Genomic DNA, 22270 nt, shown 5'->3' with positions numbered 1-22270 from the left:
GGCCGATCACGCTCGTCCTCGCGATCGCCGCAGCGGGCCTGCTGATCACCTGGCAGGGCCACTTCCGGCTCGGCCTGCTCGCGGTCGGCGCCGCGCCCCTGCTCGGCGCGCTGCTCCGGCTCGGCCTGCCCGACGTCGGCATGCTCGCCGTCCGCAGCCGGTTCACCGACGTCACCTTGATGTTCGTGCTCGGCGGCGTGATCGTCCTGCTCACGCTGGTCGCCCAGCCCGACCCGTGGCTGCGGGTCCCGGTGCTGGAGAACGTCGGCCGGCTGATCGGGCACCCCATGCGGTGACCGCCGCGCCGAGCCGCCGCGCGGGGGACCGCGGGGCCGGCCGTGCACGCGCAGCAGGATCGCGAAGCGGCATCACGCCGGTCGCCGTCGTCGCGATCCTGCTGACGCCCCGCTCCCGCCGCGGGCGGTTCCCCGCTCCCGCTGCGCGCGGTTCCCCGCTCCCGCCGCGCGCGGTTCCCCGTGCCCCCGGCTTCGCGAGCCCCGGTCGGTACCGACAACGGCCTTGCGATAGCCTTACCCAGGTCTCTCGATATCGAGAGATCATCCTCGGCCCCAGCGCGCCGGTGTGCTCTGGGGCACCTGGCGATCGCAGGAGAAGGCTGAAATGACTCGCACCCCCGTCAATGTCACCGTCACCGGAGCCGCCGGCCAGATCGGCTACGCGCTGCTCTTCCGCATCGCCTCCGGTCACCTGCTGGGTGCCGACGTTCCGGTGAACCTGCGCCTGCTGGAGATCCCGCAGGGCGTGAAGGCGGCCGAGGGCGTCGCCATGGAGCTCGACGACTGCGCGTTCCCGCTGCTGCGCGACATCACCATCACCGACCAGGCGAACACCGCCTTCGACGGCGCCAACGTCGCGCTGCTGGTCGGCGCCCGTCCGCGCACCGCGGGCATGGAGCGCGGCGACCTGCTGTCCGCCAACGGCGGCATCTTCGGCCCGCAGGGCAAGGCGATCAACGACAACGCCGCGGACGACATCAAGGTCCTGGTGGTCGGCAACCCGGCCAACACCAACGCCCTGATCGCCCAGCGCAACGCCCCGGACGTGCCGGCCGAGCGCTTCACCGCGATGACCCGCCTGGACCACAACCGGGCCGTCGCCCAGCTCGCCAAGAAGGCCGGCGTCACCGTCGAGGACGTCAAGAAGGTCACCATCTGGGGCAACCACTCGGCCACCCAGTACCCGGACCTGTTCCACGCCGAGATCTCCGGCAAGGCCGCCTTCGACGCCGTGGGCGCCGACCAGGAGTGGGTCGAGAACTTCTTCATCCCGAAGGTCGCCAAGCGCGGCGCCGAGATCATCGAGGTCCGCGGCGCGTCCTCGGCCGCCTCGGCCGCGAACGCCGCCATCGACCACGTGTACACCTGGGTCAACGGCACCCCGGCCGGCGACTGGACCTCGATGGGCATCGTCTCGGACGGCTCGTACGGCGTGCCCGAGGGCCTGATCTCCTCGTTCCCGGTCACCACCAAGGACGGCAAGTTCGAGATCGTCCAGGGCCTGGACCTCTCGGAGTTCGACCGCAAGCGGATCGACGCCTCGGTCGGCGAGCTCGCCGAGGAGCGCGACGCGGTGCAGGAGCTCGGCCTCATCTGAGCGCCTCCCCACAGCGGCTGAACCGGCCGGGTGCCCTCGGGGCGCCCGGCCGTCGTGCTGCGGGCGCCCTACACTCGGCCCGTGAGCGAAACCCTGCAGGACGCCGCGCTCGTCCTGGTGTTCATCATGCTGGGCGGGCTGTTCAACGTCGCCGAGATCGCGCTGATCTCGCTGCGCGAGGGGCAGATCCGCACCCTGGAGGCGGCGGGCTCGCGGCGGGCCGCGCGGGCCGCGCACCTGGCGGCGGACCCGAACCGGTTCCTGGCGGCGGTGCAGGTCGGGGTGACCTGCATGGGCTTCCTGTCGGCGGCGTTCGGCGCCGACACCCTGGCGGGGAAGCTGGCGCCGGTGTTCGTCCGGGCGGGCCTGTCCGAGGGCGTCTCGGACGCGGTCGCGCTGGTCGGCCTGACCCTGGTGATCTCCTACGCCTCGCTGGTGCTGGGCGAGTTGACGCCCAAGCGGATCGGCCTGCAGCGGGCCGAGTCGATCGCGCTGCTGGCCGCGCCGGTGGTGGACGTGATGTCGGTGGTGCTGCGGCCGGTGATCTGGCTGCTGGGCCACTCGACCAACCTGATGGTGCGGCTGCTGGGCGGCGACCCGACCGCCGGGCGCGGCGTGATGAGCCCCGAGGAGCTGCGCGGCCTGGTCGCCGCCAACACCGAACTCGGCTCGGACGAACGCGAGTTGATCAACGAGGTGTTCGCGGCCGGCGAGCGCCAGCTGCGCGAGGTGATGGTGCCGCGCACCGAGGTGACCTTCCTGGACGGCGACCGCCCGGTGGCCGAGGTCCGGCACGAGACCGACTCCGCGCCGCACTCCCGCTACCCGGTGGTGGAGGGCTCCTACGACGCGGTGACCGGCTTCGTGCACGTCCGCGACCTGTACGGGGCGCGCGGCGAGCAGGCCGTCCGGGTCGCCGAGCTGGCCCGCCCGGTGAAGCTGCTGCCCGCCACCAAGCGGGTGCTGGAGGCGATGAGCGAGATGCGCCGGGAGGGCCACCACCTGGCGATCGTGGTCGACGAGTACGGCGGCACCGCGGGCATCGTCACCCTGGAGGACCTGGTCGAGGAGGTGATCGGCGAGATCCGCGACGAGTACGACGCCCAGGACACCACCGCGACCCGGCGGCTGGCCGGCGGCGGCGTCGAGATCGACGGGCTGCTCAACCTCGCCGACTTCACCGGGGAGACCGGCCTGGTGCTGCCCGAGGGCCCGTACGAGACGGTCGCCGGGTTCGTGGTGCGCGAACTGGGCCGGCTGCCCCGCAAGGGCGACCAGGTGGTCACCGACACCGGCGCCCGGCTGACCGTGGCCCGCCTCGACGGGCGGCGGATCGAACGGCTGCGGGTGAGCACCGTCACACCGGCGGACCCGGTGGGCCCGGAGGTTTCCTGACCGGCCGGGGGAACTGGAACAATGGCCCCATGGTCAACGCAGCGGTCACCGGTCCCGTGAAGGGCCGTCCCCGGGTGCTCTCCGGCATCCAGCCCACCTCGGGCTCCTTCCACCTGGGCAACTACCTCGGCGCGGTGCGCCAGTGGGTCGACCTCCAGGAGGCCAACGACGCCTTCTACATGGTCGTCGACCTGCACGCGATCACCGTCGAGCAGGACCCGGCGGCGCTGCGGCAGAACACCCGGGTCTCCGCCGCGCAGCTGCTCGGCGCCGGCCTGGACCCGGAGCGCTGCACCCTGTTCGTGCAGTCCCAGGTGCCCGAGCACGCGCAGCTGGCCTGGGTGATGAACTGCCTCACCGGCTTCGGCGAGGCGTCCCGGATGACCCAGTTCAAGGACAAGTCGGCCAAGCAGGGCAGCGACCGCACCACGGTCGGCCTGTTCACCTACCCGGTGCTGATGGTCGCCGACGTGCTGCTCTACCAGGCCGACGCGGTGCCGGTCGGCGAGGACCAGCGCCAGCACCTGGAGCTCACCCGGGACCTGGCGGACCGCTTCAACACCCGCTACGGCAAGACCCTCACGGTGCCCGAGCCGTACATCCTCAAGGCCACCGCCAAGATCCAGGACCTCCAGGACCCGGCCGCGAAGATGAGCAAGTCCGCGGCCAGCGACAAGGGCCTGGTCAACCTGCTGGACCCGGCGAAGACCAGCGCCAAGAAGTTCAAGAGCGCGGTCACCGACACCGGCACCGTCGTGACCTACGACGAGGCGGACAAGCCCGGCGTCTCCAACCTGCTGCGGATCCACTCCGCGCTCAGCGGCCTGTCGATCGACGAGCTGGTCGCGCACTTCGAGGGCAAGATGTACGGCGCCCTGAAGACCGAGCTCGCCGAGCTGTTCACCGAGTGGGTCACCCCGTTCCAGGCCCGCACCCAGCAGTACCTGGACGACCCGGCCGAGCTGGACCGGGTCCTCGCGCTGGGCGCCGAGAAGGCCCGCGCGGTGGCGTCCGAGACGCTCGCCGAGGTGTACGACCGGGTCGGCTTCCTGGCGCCCAAGCGCTGATGCCGACGGCTGCCGCCCCCGGTGGTGACGGCCTCGACGAGGCCGTCACCATCGGCGTGTCCGTACACGTCCCGGAGCCGTACGGCAGCCGGGTGCAGGACGCCCGGGCCGGGTACGGCGACCCGCTGGCCAGGTCGATACCGACCCACGTCACCCTGCTGCCGCCGACCGAGACCCGCACCGGGCTGCTGCCCGGCATAGAGCGCCACCTGCGGGCGGTGGCCGCGGCCCAGCGCCCGTTCCGGATGCTGCTGCAGGGCAGCGGCACCTTCCGCCCGGTCTCCCCGGTGGTGTTCGTCCGGGTCGAGGAGGGCGCCCAGGAGTGCCGGGTGCTGGAGGCGGAGGTCCGCTCCGGCCCGCTGGCCCGCGAGCTGGCCTTCCCGTACCACCCGCACGTCACCGTCGCCCACGGCCTGCCCGAGCCGGTCCTGGACGCGGCGTACGAGGGCACCAAGCGGTTCCGGGCGGCCTTCGAGGTCACGGAGTTCGTGCTCTCCCGGTTCGGGGCCGATGCGGTCTGGCGCCCCTGCGCGGCGTTCCGCTTCGGCGGCGCCTGACCGTTCGCCCGCGAGCCGGCCCGTCGCCGGCGCCGCCGGGGCCGGCCGGCCTCAGCCCCCGGCGCCGAGGGCGAGCATCCGGTCGACCACCCGGGCGGCGGCCCCGCCGTCGTCCAGCGGGCAGAACCGCTCCCGGAACCGCCGGCGGGCGTCCCGGTGCCGCTCCGGGTCGAGGTCCCGCAGCGCCGCCACCAGTTCGTCGGAGCGCGGCAGCAGCGGGCCGGGCGCCCAGCGCTCGAAGTCGAAGGTGAAGCCGCGCAGGGTGTCCCGGTAGTGCGCCAGGTCGTAGGTGAAGAACAGCATCGGACGGTCGGTCAGCGCGAAGTCGAACATCACCGAGGAGTAGTCGGTGACCAGCACGTCCGCGACCAGCAGCAGGTCCTGCACGTCCGGGTAGTCGGCGACGTCGCGGACGAAGCCGTCGTCCGGCAGCGTCCCGCCGACGTGCACGTGCGGGCGCAGCAGCAGCACGTGGTCGCGGCCCAGCGCGGTCCGGGCGGCGGCCAGGTCGAGCCGCAGGTCGAGGGCGTGCCGGCCGCCGGGGCCGGGCCGGTCGTCGCGCCAGGTCGGGGCGTACAGCACCACCCGGCGGCCGGGGGGCAGGCCGAGCCGGCGGCGGACCTCGGCGGCCTCGGCCGCGTCCGGGCGGGCCAGCCGGTCGTTGCGCGGGTAGCCGGCCTCCAGCACCTCGCCCGTGTACCGGAAGGAGTCGCGCAGCTCCGGGGTGGCGAACGGGCTCGGCGACAGCAGCAGGCTCCACTGCCGCACCTCGTGCTCCAGCCGCCGCAGGTAGCCGTCCTCGGCGGCCCAGCCGGGCGGCATCCGGTGCGCGATCCGCTTCAGCGGGGTGCCGTGCCACAGCTGGACCACCACCTGGCCGTCGCGGCGGCGCAGGAACTCCGGGAAGTGCGTGTTGCCGACCAGGTAGCGGCAGGTGGCCAGGGCCTCGTACCACTCGGGGCTCCACTGGCGGACGGCGCGCGCGCCCGGCGGGGGCCGTTCCTGCCCGTCCTCGACCACCCACAGGTGCTCCAGGGCGCCGCCGCGGCGGGCGAGTTCGGCGTGCACGGCGCGCGGGTTGCAGGCGTAGCCGCGGCCGCCGAACACGTCGTACAGCACCGCCTCGCGCAGCGGGCGGCGGCGGGCGGCCGGGTAGGCGGCGGTGCGCAGCCGGTGCTGGCGGTGGGCGCTGCGCTCGGCGGCGGACAGCACCGGGAGGCTGTCCACGATCAGGGTGTCGTGCCAGCGGCGCTGGAGCAGGAAGGACTTGCCGGCGGCCGCGGTCCGGGCGGGCAGCAGCGGCAGCACCTCGGGGTGCAGCCGCACGGGCCGTTCGTCCCCGCCGGGGCCGGGCGGCCGCAGCAGGGCCTCCCAGACGCCCTTGGCGAGCGGGCGGGGCGTGCCGTCCGGCCCGGCCGGGGCGAGCGGCAGCCGGGCGGTGAACCGGCCGTCCGGGGCCGGGCGGACGGGGGAGCGGCGCTCGCGGCCGTCGCCGGTGTGCCGCAGGACCAGTTCCAGCGGGCGGTCCGCGGCCCCCGGGAACTCGCCGGACAGCTCGAAGGCGCCGTCGGCGGGGGCGATCCGGTCGACCCGCGGTTCGGCCGGCCGCACCCGGAACTGCAGCCGTCCGTCGGCCAGTTGCTTTGCCGCGAGGACCAGTTCGCCGCCGGGCAGCGGGAGTTGGCAGCGCCCGCGCAGCGGGTGGCGCAGCGTCAGCGGGGCGGGCCCGCCGGGCAGTTCCAGCAGGGCGTCCCAGTGCCCGGGGGCGGGGCGCGGGACGGTGCCGACCAGCGCGGTGAACCCGCCGTCCCGCCAGCGGGCCCCGGTCTGGATCAGCTCCCCGGTGTCGCGGTGCCGCAGGACCAGCGGCCCGCCGCCGGGGTCGGACGCGCTGCCGCGCAGCTCGAAGCCGTCGGGGCGGGCCAGGCAGGAGGTGAGCCGGGCGGCCGGGCGGCTCGCGGTCAGGTGCAGGACGCCGCCGTCGGCGCAGGCCGCCAGGTGGACGCCGTCGCCGCTCCAGCCGGCCGGGGGGTACTCGCCGGCGCCGCACCAGTGCGGGGCGAGCGGGGCGCGGGCCAGCAGCCGGCCGTGGCCGACGACGGCCTCGACCCGCCAGGTGGTGTCCGGCCGGCCGGGGCGCGGGCCCAGCGCGGCGGGGTCGAGCCCGGCGGTGAAGCCGGTCCAGTCCAGGCCGTGCCGGGCCTGCGCGCTGTCGTCGGTGGCCTCGGGCAGGTAGCGGGGGACGGTGCGCAGCCGGACGGTGCGCCGGGAGCCGTCGAGGGGGCGCAGCTCCAGGACGATCCGGGTCTGGCCGGGGTGCTCCCCGGGGTGGCCGGCCAGCCGGCCCTCGCCGTGCAGCACCAGCAGGCCGTCGTCCCAGACGGCGTGGCGCAGCGCGGCGACGGCGGTGGGGGCGGGGGCGTCGGGCCGCCGGGAGGGGGAGCGGTGCCGTACCAGGGAGGGCATTTTCGACATCCCAGCGCAAAAGCGCGGGAAATGTCAATTCCCTCCGCTCTGGAAAAGCGGAGGGAATTTAAATGCTTTTATCTGAATGAGTGGGGCGCTTTACGTCGGCCGGGCGCTTTACTCGCCCGGCCGGTCGGGGCCCTCCCCGCCCTCGGCCAGCAGCGCGTCCACCACCCGGGCCGAGGCACGGCCGTCGTCCAGGTCCCCGTACGCCTCGCGGAACGCCGCGTACTTGTCGGCGTACTCGGCGGCCACCCGGGGCAGGTCGCCGAGCGCGCCGACCACCTCGGCGGAGGTGCGCAGCAGCGGGCCGGGCGCCTGGGCCTCGAAGTCGAAGCTGAAACCGCGCAGGTTGTCGCGGTAGTGCTCCAGGTCGTAGCTGAAGAACAGCACCGGGCGGCCGGTGTTCACGAAGTCGAACACCGAGGCCGAGTAGTCGGTCACCAGCACGTCGGCGACCAGCAGCAGCTCCGCCGCGTCGGGGTAGGTGCTGACGTCCCACACGTAGCCGTTGCCGGCCTCGGCGATCTGCCCGCGCACCACCTCGTGGCCGCGCACCAGCAGCACCTGGTCCTCGCCCAGCGCGGTCCGGGCCGCCTCCAGGTCGAGCTGCAGGTTGAACTGGTAGCCGCCGTCGGGCAGCCGGCGGTCCTCCCGGAAGGTCGGCGCGTACAGCACGACCTTCTTGCCCTCGGGCAGGCCCAACTGCTCGCGCACCCGCTCGGCGGTCTTCTCCCGGTCGGCGGCGAACAGCAGGTCGTTGCGCGGCGAGCCGCTCTCCAGCACCCGGCCCCCGAAGCCGAAGGCGCGCCGCAGCACCGGCACCGACCAGCGGTTGCCCGCCGTCAGCAGGCTCCACTGCGGCACCTCCTCCTTGAGGTGCTTCAGGTACCCGGAGTCGGTGAACCAGACCTTCTCGAAGTCGGTGCCGATCCGCTTCAGCGGCACGCCCTGCCAGGTCTGCAGGACGACCTGGCCGGGGCGGCGGCGGAAGTACGTGGGCAGGTGGGTGGAGGTGACGATGTACTTCGCGGTGGCCAGCGCCTCGAACCACTCGGGGGAGCGGTGGCGCACGCACTCGGCGGTCTGCGGCAGCTCGGCCTGCAGGTCGACCGAGGTCCACAGGTGGCGCAGCGGCAGGCCGCGGCGCACCAGCTCCTCGTGCACCGCGCGCGGCGAGTCGCCGTACAGGCCGCCGTCGGCTGCCCACCAGTCCTCCCGGACGGTGTGGTACAGCACGGAGTCGGTCAGCGGGCCGAACCGCTGCTCGGTGTAGGCGAGGCGCAGGGTGCGCTGCCGGTAGCCGCTGCGCTCGTCCGGCGCCAGCGGGTCGTGCGACTCCAGCGACAGGGTGTCGAACAGCCGGCGCTCCAGGGCGACCCGCTTGCCGCGGGCCTCGATCTCCAGCGGCAGCGCGTCGAAGGTCCGGGCGGCCAGCGCGGCGGCCGGCCACAGGCTGTCGGCCGGGGCGCCGACCGGGCGGAACAGCACCGTCCAGGTGCCCTTGTGCAGCGGCACCCGCCCGGCGAAGGACGCGGTCGGCACGGCGGGCAGCGCGGCCCGGAAGCGGCCGTCGGCGATCTCCACCGGGTAGGCGTGCTCCTCCTGGCGCTTGAAGTGCCGGATCACCAGCTCGTAGTGGTGGGCGCCGGGCAGCGGGAAGGAGCCGCTGACCACGAAGCCCTCGCCGTCGGTGGCGGGCGCCACCTCCTCGATCACCGGCTGCAGCACCTGGTCGCACAGCTGCAGGTAGCCGGACGGGGAGGGCTTGGCGTACAGCGCCCGCCCGCCGTCGCCGATCGGCAGGTGCAGCTCCACCGGGGCGGTCCGGTCGTCCAGCACCAGGGGCAGCGAGCTGCCGTCGGTGAGCTTGAGCTCCAGGTCCCAGCGGTCCCGGGTGCGCTCCTCGGCGGTCGGGTCCAGCGCGGCCCAGGACTCGCGGACGGCGGTCAGGTCGGCGATCCGCACCCGTGCGGTGAACGGCAGGTCGCGCCCGGCCGGGGTGCCCAGCTCCAGCTCGGCGAACAGCTCGCGGTCGGACTCGGCGTGCTTGAGCTTCAGCTCGGCGCCGGCCAGGTCCGGGCCGGTGCGGACCCGGCCGCTCAGCTCCACGGTGCCGTCCTGCGCCGAGACCGCGACCGCGCGGGCGCGCACCCGCTCCACCCGCAGCAGCAGGTGGCCGTCGCGCGACCAGGGCACGATCCGGACGTCCTCCTCGACCCAGTGCACCGGCGGGTACTCGCTGCGGTCGTGCCAGCCGACCGACACCCGGCCCTTGTACACGCCGCCCTTGCCGACGCCGGCCACCAGCACCCGCCAGGAGCCGTCCTTCCAGGCGCCGCGGGACTTCAGCCGCTGCGGGTCGATGGACGCGGCGAAGCCCGCCCAGTCGCAGCTGTACAGGTCGTGCGGGGAGCTGGAGGTGGCCTCCGCGCTGAACTGCGCCTTGGTCTGCACGGCCACCACGCCGCGGCCCTTGGCCTCGCGCAGGACCAGCGCCTTGACCATGTCGTGCTTGCCGGCGGCGCCCAGGTGCTCGGGGAAGGCATGCCCGGTCAGCTTGAGCCGGCCGTCCTCCCAGTGCGCGTCGTACACCCGCGAGCGCATCACCAGGGCGTTCTTCAGCCGCAGCACCTCGGCGGGCACGCTCTTGCGGCCGCCGCGCAGGAACGGGTAGTCGGCGTACGGGCGCAGCAGGCCGCGGGCCGGGGCCGCGCCGTTGCTCTCCCGCTCGAAGCGGAGCTGCTCGATCAGCTCCTCCACCCGGCCCTGCAGGGTCAGGTGGTACTTCAGCCGCAGCGGCGCGCGCAGCTTGCGGACCGGCTCGGGGCCGATGGCGCGCAGCAGCCGGCCGACCGACTCCAGGTAGGCCGCGTTGTACTCCGGGTCGTCCTCCAGCACCGACCCGAAGAACATCGGGATCTCCTCGACGAGGTTGTTCTCGTCGTAGGTGCGCAGGTACTTGCGGAACTTCGGGTCGCCCTGCGCCGACATCCACTCCCGGACCAGCTCCATCGACCTGACCCGGTCGGTGACGCCCTTCGGGTTGGTCTTCATCTGGGTGATCGACATCTCGCCGACCTCCCGCTCGCGCCAGTGGTAGATCGGCTCGGAGAGCACGTCGACCCGGCGGGCCAGGAAGTGGTGCGGCACGCTGACCGGCGCGTCCTCGTACAGGATGCCCTCGGGGTACAGCACCCCCGCCTCGTCGAAGAACGAGCGGCGGTACACCTTGTTCCAGGCGGTGCGGTCGGTGATCAGCGCCGGGATCTCGGTGATGTGGGTGCGCAGCCGGGTCTCCGCGAACGGCTTGCGGTGCCCGCCGGACTGGTAGTGGCCCACCGCCCGGAAGCGCAGCACGTTGCCGGTGCAGAAGTCCGAGCCGGTCTCCTCCAGGGTGCCGATCATCAGCTCGTACGCGGACGGCGGCATGGTGTCGTCGCTGTCGACGAACGCCAGGAACTCGCTGCCCTCGGAGATGTTCCGGTAACCGGTGTTGCGGGCCGCTCCCAGGCCCTTGTTCACCTGCTGCACGAGCCGGAAGCGGGAGTCCTTGGCTGCGTACGACCGGGCGATCTCGGCGCTGGAGTCCTTGGAGCCGTCGTCGACCATGACGCACTCGAAGTCGGCGAAGGTCTGGGCGGCGATCGAGTCGAGGCACTCCTCGAGGTAGCGCTCGACGTTGTAGATCGGTACGACGACGGACAGGCGGGGGGCCATCGGTAGCGCAGAGCCTTTCCTCGGGAGTGCGACCGGCGGGCCCGCACAACATGCGCAAAGCGGACCGGCACCGGCCGCGATCCTACCCCTCGGGGCTTGCTAGTCTGCGCCAGGCCAGGTCAGGAGAGTGAAGAGATGCCGCGGTTCAGTGTGGTCGTGCCGGTGCACGCCGTAGAGGAGTACCTCCCGGCCTGCCTGGAGTCGGTGCTCGGCCAGTCCTTCGAGGACTTCGAGCTGATCGCGGTGGACGACCGCTCGCCCGACGGCTGCGGTGCCCTGCTGGACGCCGCGGCCGCCCGCGACGCCCGGGTCACCGTCCGCCACCTGCCGGAGAACGTCGGCCTCGGCCCGGCCCGCGACGCCGGCACCGAACTCGCCACCGGCGAGTACGTGCTCTTCCTGGACAGCGACGACACCCTCGCCCCGGGCCTGCTCGCCGACGTCGACGCCCGGCTGCGCGCCACCGGCGACCCCGACCTGCTGGTGTTCGACTACGCCCGCACCTACTGGGACGGCCGCGTCGTCCGCTCCGCCTCCGCCCCCGTCTTCGCCCGGCCCGGCGCCGAGGTGTTCACCCTGGACGAGCGCCGGGACCTGCTCGACCTGCTGCAGGTCGCCTGGAACAAGGCGTACCGCCGCGAGTTCCTGACCGCCAACGGCCTGTCCTTCCCGGCCGGCTACTACGAGGACACCCCGTTCACCTACCCGGCACTGCTCGCCGCCGGGCGGATCACCCTGCTCGACACCGTCGGCGTCCACTACCGGCAGCGCCGCGAGGGCGGCAACATCCTCGCCACCGCCTCCCGCAAGCACTTCGACGTCTTCGCCCAGTACGACCGGGTGTTCGCCTTCCTCGACTCCCGGCCCGACCTGGACCGCTGGCGCCCCGTCATCTACCGGACGATGCTGGGCCACCTCGTCACCGTGGTCTCCAAGCCCGGCCGCGTCCCGGCCGGGGACCGCCGCGAGTTCTTCCGCCGCGCCGCCGAGCACTGCGCCCGGCACCGCCCGGCCGGCTACCGGCCCGCCCCCGGCCGGGAGGGGGCGCGCGGCGAACTGCTCAGCCGCGGCAACTACCTCGGCTTCCAGGGCCTGCGGGTGCTCGGCCGGGCCGTCCGGGCCGTCCGCCGCTGAACCCCCGCTGAACCGCCGCCGCGCCGCCGCTGAGCCACCGCCCGCCGGGCCCGCCCGTTTTGCCACCGCCCGTTTCGCCACCGCCCGTTTCGCTACCGCCCGCCGGGCCCGGACGGCGGTATACAGCCAAGGGTGAACTTCCTCACCAAGCTGCCCGTGATCGGCCCGGCGGCCGCCCGCCTGCTGCGCAGCCGCCCCTACCGGGTGTACCTGCTGTTCGACGGCGTCCAGGGCAACCGGCTGGCCGGGGCGGTCACCTTCTTCGGCTTCCTGGCGCTGTTCCCGCTGCTCACCGTGGCCCTGGCGATCGCCCTGGCCACCCTCTCCGACTCCCGGGTGCACCAGCTCCAGGACAAGATCACCGAGCAGCTGCCCGGCCTCGCCGACTCGCTCGACCTGAACGCGATGGTCGCCAACGCCGGCACCGTCGGCCTGGTCTCCGGCGTCCTGCTGCTGGTCTCCGGCCTGGGCTGGGTGGACACCATGCGCGGCGCCGTGCGCACCGTGTGGCGGCTGCCGGACGACGGCGGCAACGTCCTGATGGTCAAGCTCCGCGACTGCCTGGTGCTGCTCGGCCTCGGCCTGGTCTGCCTGCTCTCGCTGGCCGCCTCCGCGCTCGCCACCACCCTCGCCCACCGGCTCGCCGACGGCCTCGGCCTGGACGGCGGGGCCGGCCGGTGGCTGCTGTCCGCCCTGGGCTTCCTGATCGCGGTCTGCGCGGACCTGCTGCTGTTCGCCTACCTGCTCGGCCCGTTCCCGCGGATCCGCGGCCAGCGCCGCCGCGCCCTGCTGGAGGGCGCGCTGATCGGCGCGGTCGGCTTCGAACTGCTGAAACTGCTGCTCTCCTCCTACCTGGGCTCGGTGGCCGGCCGCAGCCTGTACGGGGCGTTCGGCGTGCCGGTGGCCCTGCTGCTGTGGATCGACTTCGTCACCCGGCTGCTGATGTACTGCGCGGCCTGGACGGCCCTCGCCGACCCGGAGGAGGCCCGGCTGCGCGCCGTCCGGCAGGCCGAGGCGGCGCTCGACGAGGCGGGCGGGGCGGCCGGGGCGGCCGGGACGAACGGGAGAACACCTGGTCCGGGCCCTGTCCCGGACCGGGACGAATGACTATGATCCCGCTCACATCAGTCAGTCCCCGCTGACCGTACGCCGCCGCGCCCCGCGCCCCGGCCCACTCCCTGGAGACCGTGTGTCCGCACTCGACACCACTGCCGCTCCCGCCGTCCCGGCCACCCCCGAGGACGTCCCCGGGTGGTTCTTCCGCGCCGACCGGGAAGTCTTCACCCAGTTGCTGTCCCGGCAGAGCGCCGCCGGAACCACCGGCGACCTGCTGGAGATGGGCGCCTACCTCGGCCGCTCGGCGATCCTGCTCGGCGACCACCTGCGGGCCGGCGAGACCTTCACCGTCTGCGACCTGTTCGACCTCGACGCGCCCGACGACGACAACTCCGCCGAGATGGACATGTCCTACCGGCAGACCCTCACCCGGCGCGCCTTCGAGACCAACTACCGGGCCTTCCACCCCGAACTCCCGGTGATCGTCCAGGCCCCCACCTCGGTGCTCGCCGACGGCCGGATCGCCCCCGACAGCTGCCGCTTCGTCCACGTCGACGCCTCCCACCTGTACGAGCACGTCACCGGCGACATCCTGGTCGCCCGCGACGCGCTCGCCGGGAACGGCGTGGTCGCCCTCGACGACTACCGGGCCCCGCACACCCCCGGCGTGGCCGCCGCCGTCTGGGAGGCCGTCTTCGTCCTCGGCCTGCGGCCGGTGCTGCTCACCCCCGAGAAGTTCTACGGCACCTGGGGCGACCCGGACGCCGTCCGCGCCGACCTGCTCGCCCGGGACTGGCGCGCCGAGGGCTTCCGGCTCGACGAGGAGCACCTGGCCGGGCAGCTCTGCCACCGGCTGGCCTGGGACGGGCCCGAGGGGCCCCGCCGCCCGGCCGCCCCGCCCCGCTCGCTGCCGCGCCGGATCGCCCTCGACGTGCTGCCGCCGTTCGCCACCCGGACGGTGCGCCGCGCCCTGCGCGCCGCGCGCCGGGCCGTCTGACGCACCGCCCGCACCGCCCGCCGCCCGGTCAGTCCCCCGACCGGGCGGCCCGGCGGCGCAGCGCCCGCAGCCGCAGCAGGCCCGCCAGCGCGACCGCCGCGCACATCCCCACCACCGACCAGGTCGCCGTTCCGGGCCCGGACGCCGCGGCGTTCGCCGCCCGCCCGGCCGCCGGGGCCGCGGAGGCGTCCGGCCGGTCGGCCACCGGCCGGGCCGCGGGCGCCTGCGAAGCCTCCTGCCGCGCACCGCCGTCCTCCGCCAGCACCCCCACCGGGGCGGCCTTCCCCGCCGCCGCGAAACCCCAGTCCAGCAGCGCCGCCGCCTCGTCGTACACCTTCGGGCTGCTCTCCGGGTGCATCACCGTCACCAGCAGCGTCCGCCCGTCGCGCTCGGCCGCGCCGGTGTAGGTGGCGCCCGCGTTGGTCGTGTAGCCGTTCTTCACCCCGATCAGGCCCGGGTACTTGCCCAGCAGCCGGTCGGTGTTGGCGATCCCGAAACTGCCGCGCTGCCCGGTCTTCTTGTCCACCGCGCCCGGGAACTGCGCCCACCGGGTCGAGCAGTACGCCCGGAAGTCCGGATTGCGCAGGCCCGCCCGCGCGAACAGGGTCAGGTCGTACGCCGAGGTGACCTGCCCGTCCATGTCGTAGCCGTCCGGGGAGACCACGTGGGTGTCCCGGGCCTGCAACTCGTCCGCCCGGGCCTGCATGTCGGCCACCGTCTTCGCGACGCCGCCGTTCATGTTCGCCAGCACGTGCACCGCGTCGTTGCCGGAGGACAGGAACACCCCGCGCCACAGGTCCTCGACCTTGTAGTCCAGGTCCTCCTTGATGCCCACCAGGCTGCTGCCCGCCCCCATCCCCTGCAGCTCCGACCAGGCCACCCGGTGCACGTCGGAGGCGGGGAAGCGCGGCAGCACGGTGTCCGCGAACAGCATTTTCAGGGTCGAGGCGGGCGGCAGCTTCGCGTGCGCGTTGAACGCGGCCAGCACCTGACCGCTGCCCGCGTCCGCGACCAGCCAGGACTTCCCGGTCAGCCCCTTGGGCAGCGCCGGCGCCCCCGCGTCCACCTGCACCCCCGCCGCGCCCAGCCGCTCCCCGCCCACCACCGCGGGCGGCGCGTCCGCCGGGGCGGCGACCGCGACCGACGGCGGACCGGACACCAGCAGCAGGACGACAGCGGACGAACCGTGGAGAATCCGGCGGATTATCAGCATTCCGGGAAAATAACCCGCCCTCGCCCGCCCCCCGCCGACGCCACCGCACGACGCCACGAACGAGTACCGCCCGCTGCTCCGATCGGCGGGCCCCGCATACTGGACGGGCACCCCGTCTGCCGCGAAGGACCCCGCCATGAAGCTCAGCCGCCCGGTCTCCTGGTTCCTCACCGCCTTCGGCGTCTGGTCGGTCTTCATCTGGACCACCTTCGCCAAGAACCTCTGGAAGGACTCCGGCGGCCAGGCGTTCGTGGCCGGCGACCACTCCCGGCCCACCGCCTTCTTCTGGGTCCACCTGCTGCTCGCCGTCACCTCGCTGCTGCTCGGCCTCGCCGTCGGCTGGATCGGCGTCCGCGGCCTGCGCGCCCTGCGCCGCACCGCGACCCCCGCCGCCGCGACCCCCGCCGTCGAGGGGCGGCCCGCCGAGTAGTGCTGTCGGCTCCCGGGGCCACCGTCGATCCGCTCGCCCACCACGGCACCGCCGCCCCGGAGGACCGCGGCGCGCCGACCTGAGCGGACGTCAATTCGGTTGCCCCCGGGAGGCGGCACTGCCATGATCCGCCGCGACCGGGCGGACCGCGGCCGGTCGCGAGGCGCCGTGCCCGGGGGGAAACCATGTCTTCAGCCGTACTGGCGGGCGGCCCGTCCGTCCACATCGTCCCGGTGCTCCGGCGGCGGCGGGCCGTCCGGGCGGGTGCGCTGCTCGCCGTCTTCGCGGTGGGCAACCTGGTGCGGACCGAGCGCAGCCCCGCCGTGGTGCTGCTCAGCGGCGTGGTCGGGGCGCTCGCCGTCTGGCTGGTCCACCGCGGCCGGCGCCTCGCCCTGGTCGTCGACCGCCGGGGCGTCACCCTGCGGCGGATCGGCCCCGACCGGTGGGAGCCCTGGGCGCGCACCGGCGAACCCGAGGCGGTCGAAGTCCCCGGCCGGGCCCTCACCCGGCGCTACCGGGTCGTCCTCCCGCTGCGCGACGGCGGCTCCTTCCCGCTGTACCTCCGGCGCAGCCCCCGCACCGGGGCGGAGGAACTCCGCGACCTGCTGGCCTCCTACCGCGCCCGCGCCCTGGCGGCCGGGCCCGGCGCGCACTGACCGCCGCCGCCCCGTCCGGCCACTGACGGGCGCATATGCATGCCCTCTTCAAGTGGCCGAATACTGCTGCTAGCCTGCCCCGCACGAACTGCTGGGAGGGCTTCGGCGTGAGCACCAGTACCACCCTCGGGGAGGCCCGCCCGGAGTGGGCGCGGCGGCAGGACCGGGAACGCCGGCACCGGCGGGCGAAGTCCCGGCTGCGGCTGCCGTTCGCGGTGGCGGCGGCCTGCTGGGCGCTGCTGCTGCTGTGGTGGGCGGCGGTGTACCCGGCGTTCACCGGGACCGCGCCGGACGGGGCCGCGCCGCTGTACGCGGCGGCCGTCCGGGCCGTGCACACCGGGCCCGCGACCCTGCTGCAGACCGCCGTCGCGGCCTTCGCCCTGGGCTACCTGGTGGCCGCGCTCGCCCGCTTCGGGGTGCGCGGGCGCTACAGCGGGCCGGTCGCGCTCGCGCTGGCCGTGCTGCCGCCGACCGCGGGCCTGGTGGTGTCGGCCACCCCGGAGGCGGTCCGCACGGTCGCCGCGCTGCTGCTGACCGGGGCCGGGCTGCGGCTGCTCGTCCGGCGGGCCGAGGGCACCCTGGAACGCGGCGGCCCGGCCCAGCGGCTGGATCTGGCCGTCCTGTCCGCGGCCGTCTGCGCCCTCGCGCTGACCGGCACCCGGGGCGCGGTCACCGCGCTGACCGCCGCCGCGGTGCTGCTGCTGTTCCTGCCCGGGGCGCGGGTGCGCCTCGCGCTGCTGGCCGCGTCCGCGCTGGCGGTGCCGATCGCGCTGGGCCTGCTCGGCCACCCCGCCACCCCGGCCGGCCAACTGCACACCCTGCGGGCCGCCGACCTGGCCCTGGCCCAGCACCGGGACGCCACCGGGCAGGCCCCCGCCCCGGCCGCCGTCGCCCCGCCCGCCGCCTGGGACGCCGCGGGCGCCGACTGCTCCGCCACCGCCGCTCTCACCGACCACTGGAACGCCCCCGCGGCCCGCCGCTCCGCCGCCGAACTCGCCGCCGCCTGGCGCCAGTTGCTCCGCGACCACCCGGACCGGGTGCTGGACGCCCGGCTCTGCCGGAGCCGGATCGCCTGGGGCGTGTGGGCGGGCGGCGACGGCCCGCACGCCGCCACCGCGGTGCCCGGCCCGGCGGCCGGCTCCCGCGGCCTGTGGCACCCGCTGCACGCCGCCGCGACCTGGAGCCGCACCCTGCTGCGCGCCCCGCAGCTCGACTGGCTGCTGTGGCGCGGCGCCCTGTGGGCCTACCTGGGCCTGGCCGCCGCCGTGCTGTACGCCTGGCGGCACCGGCTGCGCGCCCTCGTCCCGGTGGCGGGCGCGGCCGTCCTCGGCACCCAGCTGGCACTCACCGCCACCGCCGCCGACCAGGACTACCGCAGCATGGCCGCCGCCCTGTTCCTCGGCCCGCTGCTGCTCACCCTCGCCACCGTCCGCACCCGCCGCACCGCCTGACGCACCCCCGGACACGCCGGAGGGCCCGCCCGGAGTTCCGGACGGGCCCTTCGAACAGGTCGGACGGGTCGGACTAGAAGCGGCGCGTGACGAGCGCGCGCTTCACCTCCTGGATCGCCTTGGTGACCTCGATGCCGCGCGGGCACGCCTCCGAGCAGTTGAAGGTGGTGCGGCAGCGCCACACGCCCTCACGGTCGTTGAGGATCTCCAGGCGCTGCTCGCCGCCCTCGTCGCGCGAGTCGAAGATGAAGCGGTGCGCGTTGACGATCGCCGCCGGGCCGAAGTACTGGCCGTCGTTCCAGAACACCGGGCACGAGGAGGTGCACGCGGCGCACAGGATGCACTTGGTGGTGTCGTCGAAGCGCTCGCGGTCGGCCTGCGTCTGCAGGCGCTCGCGGGTCGGCTCGTTCCCGTTGGTGATCAGGAACGGCATGACGTCCTTGTACGCCTGGAAGAACGGGTCCATGTCCACGATCAGGTCCTTGAGGACCGCCAGGCCCTTGATGGCCTCGATCGTGATCGGCTTCTCCGGGTTGACGTCCTTGATCAGGGTCTTGCACGCCAGCCGGTTGCGCCCGTTGATCCGCATGGCGTCCGAACCGCAGATGCCGTGCGCGCAGGAGCGGCGGTACGTGAGCGTGCCGTCCTGCTCCCACTTGATCTTGTTGAGCGCGTCCAGGACGCGCTCCTTCGGGTCCATCAGGAGCTGGTAGTCCACCCACACCGGGTCCGGGTGCTCCTCCGGGTTGAACCGGCGGATCCGGAAGGTGACGCTGATCAGCTCGCTGCTGCCCGCCTCGACCGCGTCCAGCGCGGCCGAGTGCGTCTCGACGGTCGGAGTGGACATCAGTACTTACGCTCCATCGGCTGGTAGCGGGTCTGCACGACCGGCTTGTAGTCGAGGCGGATCGAGGTGGAACCGTCCTCGGCCACCTCGCGGTACGCCATGGTGTGCTGCATGAACTTCACGTCGTCGCGGGTCGGGAAGTCCTCGCGGTAGTGACCGCCGCGGGACTCCTCGCGGGCCAGCGCCGAGACGACCAGGACCTCGGCCAGGTCGAGCAGGTTGCCCAGCTCGACGGCCTCCAGCAGGTCGGTGTTGTAGCGCGAGCCCTTGTCCGCGATCGAGACGTTCTTGAAGCGCTCCTTGAGCGCCGCCACGTCCTCGACCGCCTGCTGCAGGGTCTTGCCGGTGCGGTAGACGGACACGTTGGCGTCCATCGACTCCTGCAGCTCCTGGCGGATCTTCGCGACCGACTCGGTGCCGGTGGCGTTCCGCAGGCCCTCCACCAGCGCCTCGACCAGCGCGCCCGGGTTCTCGGGCAGCGGCACGAAGTCGTGCTTGTCCGAGTACTCGGCGGCGGCGATGCCCGCCCGGCGGCCGAACACGTTGATGTCCAGCAGCGAGTTGGTGCCCAGGCGGTTGGCGCCGTGCACCGACACGCACGCGACCTCGCCCGCGGCGTACAGGCCCGGGACGACGTCGGTGTTGTTCCTCAGGACCTCACCCTCGACGTTGGTCGGGATGCCGCCCATCGCGTAGTGCGCGGTGGGCTGGATCGGGATCGGGTCCGTGTAGGGCTCGATGCCGAGGTAGGTGCGCGCGAACTCGGTGATGTCCGGCAGCTTGGCGTCCAGCTGCTCCGGCGGCAGGTGGGTCAGGTCCAGGTAGACGTGGTCGCCGTCGGGGCCGCAGCCGCGGCCGGCCCGGATCTCCGAGTAGATCGCGCGGGAGCACACGTCACGGGACGCGAGGTCCTTCATGACGGGGGCGTAGCGCTCCATGAAGCGCTCGCCGTCCTTGTTGCGCAGGATGCCGCCCTCGCCGCGGGCGCCCTCGGTGAGCAGGATGCCCATCCGCCAGATGCCCGTCGGGTGGAACTGGAAGAACTCCATGTCCTCCAGCGGCAGGCCCCGGCGCAGCGCCACGGCCTGGCCGTCGCCGGTCAGGGTGTGCGCGTTCGAGGTGACCTTGAACATCTTGCCGGTGCCGCCGGAGGCGAACACCACGGCCTTGGCCTGGAAGACGTGGATCTCGCCGGTGGCGAGCTCGTAGGCCACCACGCCGGCGGTCCTGCCCTCGTTGATCAGCAGGTCGAGGACGTAGAACTCGTTGAAGAACTCGACGCCGTGCTTGACGCAGTTCTGGAACAGCGTCTGCAGGATCATGTGGCCGGTGCGGTCCGCGGCGTAGCAGGACCGGCGGACCGGGGCCTCGCCGTGGTTGCGGGAGTGGCCGCCGAAGCGGCGCTGGTCGATCCGGCCCTGGTCGGTGCGGGAGAAGGGGAGACCCATCTTCTCCAGGTCGAGGACCGCGTCGATGGCCTCCTTGCACATGATCTCGGCGGCGTCCTGGTCGACCAGGTAGTCACCGCCCTTGACCGTGTCGAAGGTGTGCCACTCCCAGTTGTCCTCCTCGACGTTGGCGAGCGCGGCACACATGCCGCCCTGCGCCGCGCCGGTGTGGGACCGGGTCGGGTAGAGCTTGGTCAGCACCGCGGTGCGGCTGCGCTGCGTCGACTCGATGGCCGCGCGCATGCCGGCGCCGCCGGCGCCGACGATGACGGTGTCGTACTGGTGAATCTGCATGGGGGTCAGTCGCCTCTGGTGGCTCGTCTAGATGTTCGGGTCGAAGGTGAAGATCACCAGGGTGCCGAGGACGACCGTGAACACGGTCGCGACGCCCAGGAGACCCTTGAGCCACAGACGAGTGGCGTCCTTCTCCGCGTAGTCGTTGATGACGGTGCGCATGCCGTTGGAGCCGTGCAGCATCGCCAGCCACAGCATCAGCAGGTCCCAGACCTGCCAGAACGGCGAGGCCCACTTGCCCGCCACGAAGGCGAAGCTGACCTTGGAGACGCCGCCGTCCAGCACCAGGTTGATCAGCAGGTGGCCCAGCACCAGCACCACCAGGACGACACCCGACAGGCGCATGAACAGCCAGGCGAGCATCTCGAAGTTGGTGCGGGTGCGGCGCGGCGTCTTCCGGGTGCGGGTCCGGGCGGGCTCCACCACGAAGGCGTCGGCCGGGTTGCCGGTGCCCAGGCCCTTGCCGGTGTGGGCGTGGACCGAGGGGACCACCAGCTCGTTGGTGTCAGTCGACATCAGGATCAGCCCCCGAACCAGGTGCGAAGGGTGTGCTCGAGGATGGGGTAGAAGGCGCCGGCCATCAGGACGACCCAGACGCCGACGACGGTCCACAGCATCTGCTTCTGGTACTTCGGGCCCTTGGCCCAGAAGTCCACCGCCACGACCCGCAGGCCGTTCAGGGCGTGGAACAGGATGGCGGCCACCAGGCCGTACTCCATCAGGTTCACCAGCGGGACCTTGTACGTGGCGATCACCGAGTCGTACGCCTCGGGCGACACCCGCACCAGGGCGGTGTCGAGGACATGTGCGAACAGGAAGAAGAAGATCAGGACGCCGGTGACTCGGTGAGCCACCCAGCTCCACATGCCTTCCCGGCCGCGGTACAGCGTTCCAGCCGGCACGGAAAACCCTCCGGAAGCGGTTCGGGGGCTCGGCCGGCTTCGGTGTCGGTCAGCCCGGCCGGATACGGTCCACCGGCCGCGAGCATCCTATCGACGCGCCGTCGACAACCGCCCTCGGGGGCCCCTGGTGTGATCAATCAGGCACGCACGGCCTAATCGGCACGGGAACCATCACGCTGCGTCATCACCCGACCGCGCTAAGGTGCGCCTCCCGCCACCGCCGCCCAGCAGAGAGACCCGCCGTGCGACACCTGCTCGCCCTCGCCGCCCTCGCCCTCACCGCCGGCTGCGCGGCCGCCCCGCCCGACCCCTCCGCGGACCGGGCCGCCGACGCGTCCGCCGCGACGCCCGAGTACGACGCGGCCGCGGTGCGCGCCCTCGGCGTCACCGAGGCCGAACTCGCCCCCGGCTGGCACGTCACGCGCATGCAGCCCGGCCAGAACGACATCTCCAGCCCCCCGGAGACCGCCGACATCCCCGCCTGCCAGCCCGTCCTGGACGCGCTCACCCCCTCCAAGGGCGCGGCCGGACCGCTCGCCGAGACCGACCTCGACATCGCCCGCGAGGGCGACGACCGGGCCTCCCTCTACACCGCGGTCCTGGCCTTCCGGCCCGGCCGGGCCGCCGCGGTCCACACCGGAATCGACCGGGTCCTCGACCACTGCCGGGCGTTCACCTCCACCGCCGGCCGCCACCTGCTCACCCGGCTCGACACGCCCACCCCCGAAGGAGCGGACGCCGCCACCGCCTTCACCCTCACGAATGAAAGCGACGGCACCACCATCGCCCAGCGCGCCCTGGTCACCCGCACCGGAGACGTCCTCGCCGTCTTCACCACCCTCGACGCGACCGGCCACCCGGCCCCGGAACCGGACGCGGGCGTGGTGAGGGCGCAACTCGCCAAACTCGGCAGGTAGTTGCATTCAAAGGCTCGGGAACGACAAGTCCGTGCTGCGCATGGGCCCCGTCAGGGGCTCGGGGAACGGCGAGTCCGTGCTGCTGACGGCCGGAGCCCATCGAAGT

General features: G+C 73.7%; 19 protein-coding genes. 12 read left to right on the top strand and 7 right to left on the bottom strand.

Annotated features, from left to right (window positions below; translation table 11 throughout):
* From ACFUEL_RS13215 to ACFUEL_RS13195, 5 genes are all read left to right on the top strand, one after another.
* The coding region (locus tag ACFUEL_RS13215; protein WP_380236256.1) for a DUF3017 domain-containing protein at positions 1-296 on the top strand (296 nt) is incomplete at its 5' end.
* A 325-nt stretch (positions 297-621) separates the two neighbouring features.
* On the top strand, positions 622-1614 hold the full coding sequence (locus ACFUEL_RS13210; protein WP_380236255.1) for a malate dehydrogenase: 993 nt from the start codon (positions 622-624) through the stop codon (positions 1612-1614).
* 81 nt (positions 1615-1695) lie between these two features.
* A complete protein-coding gene (locus tag ACFUEL_RS13205) occupies positions 1696-3009 on the top strand; it encodes a hemolysin family protein (RefSeq protein ID WP_380236254.1) in 1314 nt (437 codons plus the stop codon).
* A 29-nt stretch (positions 3010-3038) separates the two neighbouring features.
* The gene (gene trpS / locus ACFUEL_RS13200; RefSeq protein WP_380236253.1) at positions 3039-4076 is read left to right on the top strand and encodes a tryptophan--tRNA ligase; all 1038 of its coding nucleotides are present in this window, start codon (positions 3039-3041) and stop codon (positions 4074-4076) included.
* Positions 4076-4633 (top strand): 2'-5' RNA ligase family protein, encoded by a 558-nt coding sequence (locus tag ACFUEL_RS13195; RefSeq protein ID WP_380236252.1) that lies wholly within the window; start codon positions 4076-4078, stop codon positions 4631-4633. Before trpS ends, ACFUEL_RS13195 begins: the two co-directional genes overlap by 1 nt.
* Before the next feature lie 51 nt (positions 4634-4684).
* Here ACFUEL_RS13195 and ACFUEL_RS13190 read toward each other — a convergent pair whose 3' ends face one another.
* A complete protein-coding gene (locus ACFUEL_RS13190) occupies positions 4685-7099 on the bottom strand; it encodes a CDP-glycerol glycerophosphotransferase family protein (protein WP_380236251.1) in 2415 nt (804 codons plus the stop codon).
* Positions 7100-7216: 117 nt separating this feature from the next.
* Positions 7217-10819 carry a CDP-glycerol glycerophosphotransferase family protein gene (locus ACFUEL_RS13185; protein ID WP_380236250.1) on the bottom strand — a complete coding sequence of 1201 codons (3603 nt, stop codon included), beginning with the start codon at positions 10817-10819 and terminating at the stop codon, positions 7217-7219.
* A gap of 135 nt (positions 10820-10954) precedes the next feature.
* Between ACFUEL_RS13185 and ACFUEL_RS13180 the strand changes: the two genes are divergently transcribed.
* The 3 genes from ACFUEL_RS13180 (at position 10955) to ACFUEL_RS13170 (ending at position 14006) form a co-directional block, all read left to right on the top strand.
* Positions 10955-11953, top strand: coding sequence for a glycosyltransferase family 2 protein (locus ACFUEL_RS13180; protein WP_380236249.1), 999 nt, complete (start codon positions 10955-10957; stop codon positions 11951-11953).
* A 132-nt stretch (positions 11954-12085) separates the two neighbouring features.
* Positions 12086-13060, top strand: coding sequence for a YihY/virulence factor BrkB family protein (locus ACFUEL_RS13175; RefSeq protein WP_380236248.1), 975 nt, complete (start codon positions 12086-12088; stop codon positions 13058-13060).
* A gap of 82 nt (positions 13061-13142) precedes the next feature.
* Positions 13143-14006, top strand: coding sequence for a class I SAM-dependent methyltransferase (locus tag ACFUEL_RS13170; RefSeq protein ID WP_380236247.1), 864 nt, complete (start codon positions 13143-13145; stop codon positions 14004-14006).
* Between the two features lie 28 nt (positions 14007-14034).
* Here the strand turns inward: ACFUEL_RS13170 and ACFUEL_RS13165 are convergent, their stop codons facing one another.
* Complete coding sequence (locus ACFUEL_RS13165; protein ID WP_380236246.1) at positions 14035-15219, bottom strand: D-alanyl-D-alanine carboxypeptidase family protein; 1185 nt, start codon at positions 15217-15219, stop codon at positions 14035-14037.
* Between the two features lie 136 nt (positions 15220-15355).
* Here ACFUEL_RS13165 and ACFUEL_RS13160 point away from each other — a divergent pair, with 136 nt between their 5' ends.
* The 3 genes from ACFUEL_RS13160 (at position 15356) to ACFUEL_RS13150 (ending at position 17756) form a co-directional block, all read left to right on the top strand.
* Entirely contained in the window at positions 15356-15649 is a 294-nt protein-coding gene (locus tag ACFUEL_RS13160) for an SCO4848 family membrane protein (RefSeq protein ID WP_380236245.1), read from the top strand.
* A 185-nt stretch (positions 15650-15834) separates the two neighbouring features.
* The gene (locus ACFUEL_RS13155) at positions 15835-16305 is read left to right on the top strand and encodes a hypothetical protein (RefSeq protein ID WP_380236244.1); all 471 of its coding nucleotides are present in this window, start codon (positions 15835-15837) and stop codon (positions 16303-16305) included.
* A 107-nt stretch (positions 16306-16412) separates the two neighbouring features.
* On the top strand, positions 16413-17756 hold the full coding sequence (locus ACFUEL_RS13150; protein ID WP_380236243.1) for a hypothetical protein: 1344 nt from the start codon (positions 16413-16415) through the stop codon (positions 17754-17756).
* A gap of 73 nt (positions 17757-17829) precedes the next feature.
* Here ACFUEL_RS13150 and ACFUEL_RS13145 read toward each other — a convergent pair whose 3' ends face one another.
* From ACFUEL_RS13145 to sdhC, 4 genes are read right to left on the bottom strand one after another with little or no spacing between them, the layout of a single operon-like run.
* Positions 17830-18603 carry a succinate dehydrogenase iron-sulfur subunit gene (locus ACFUEL_RS13145; protein ID WP_344553101.1) on the bottom strand — a complete coding sequence of 258 codons (774 nt, stop codon included), beginning with the start codon at positions 18601-18603 and terminating at the stop codon, positions 17830-17832.
* Positions 18603-20345, bottom strand: coding sequence for a succinate dehydrogenase flavoprotein subunit (gene sdhA / locus ACFUEL_RS13140; protein WP_380236242.1), 1743 nt, complete (start codon positions 20343-20345; stop codon positions 18603-18605). Before sdhA ends, ACFUEL_RS13145 begins: the two co-directional genes overlap by 1 nt.
* A 27-nt stretch (positions 20346-20372) precedes the next feature.
* Positions 20373-20861, bottom strand: coding sequence for a succinate dehydrogenase, hydrophobic membrane anchor protein (gene sdhD, locus ACFUEL_RS13135; RefSeq protein ID WP_380236241.1), 489 nt, complete (start codon positions 20859-20861; stop codon positions 20373-20375).
* Positions 20862-20866: 5 nt separating this feature from the next.
* Positions 20867-21247, bottom strand: coding sequence for a succinate dehydrogenase, cytochrome b556 subunit (gene sdhC, locus ACFUEL_RS13130; RefSeq protein WP_380236239.1), 381 nt, complete (start codon positions 21245-21247; stop codon positions 20867-20869).
* Positions 21248-21489: 242 nt separating this feature from the next.
* Between sdhC and ACFUEL_RS13125 the strand changes: the two genes are divergently transcribed.
* Positions 21490-22164, top strand: a complete 675-nt coding sequence (locus tag ACFUEL_RS13125) for a hypothetical protein (RefSeq protein ID WP_380236238.1) — start codon at positions 21490-21492, stop codon at positions 22162-22164.
* Positions 22165-22270 lie beyond the last annotated feature (106 nt).

The organism is Kitasatospora sp. NPDC057198 (genome assembly GCF_042670125.1).
Taxonomy (GTDB): domain Bacteria; phylum Actinomycetota; class Actinomycetes; order Streptomycetales; family Streptomycetaceae; genus Kitasatospora.
Note: the sequence above shows the minus strand (reverse complement) of the source record. Positions and strands in the feature narration are given on the sequence as shown.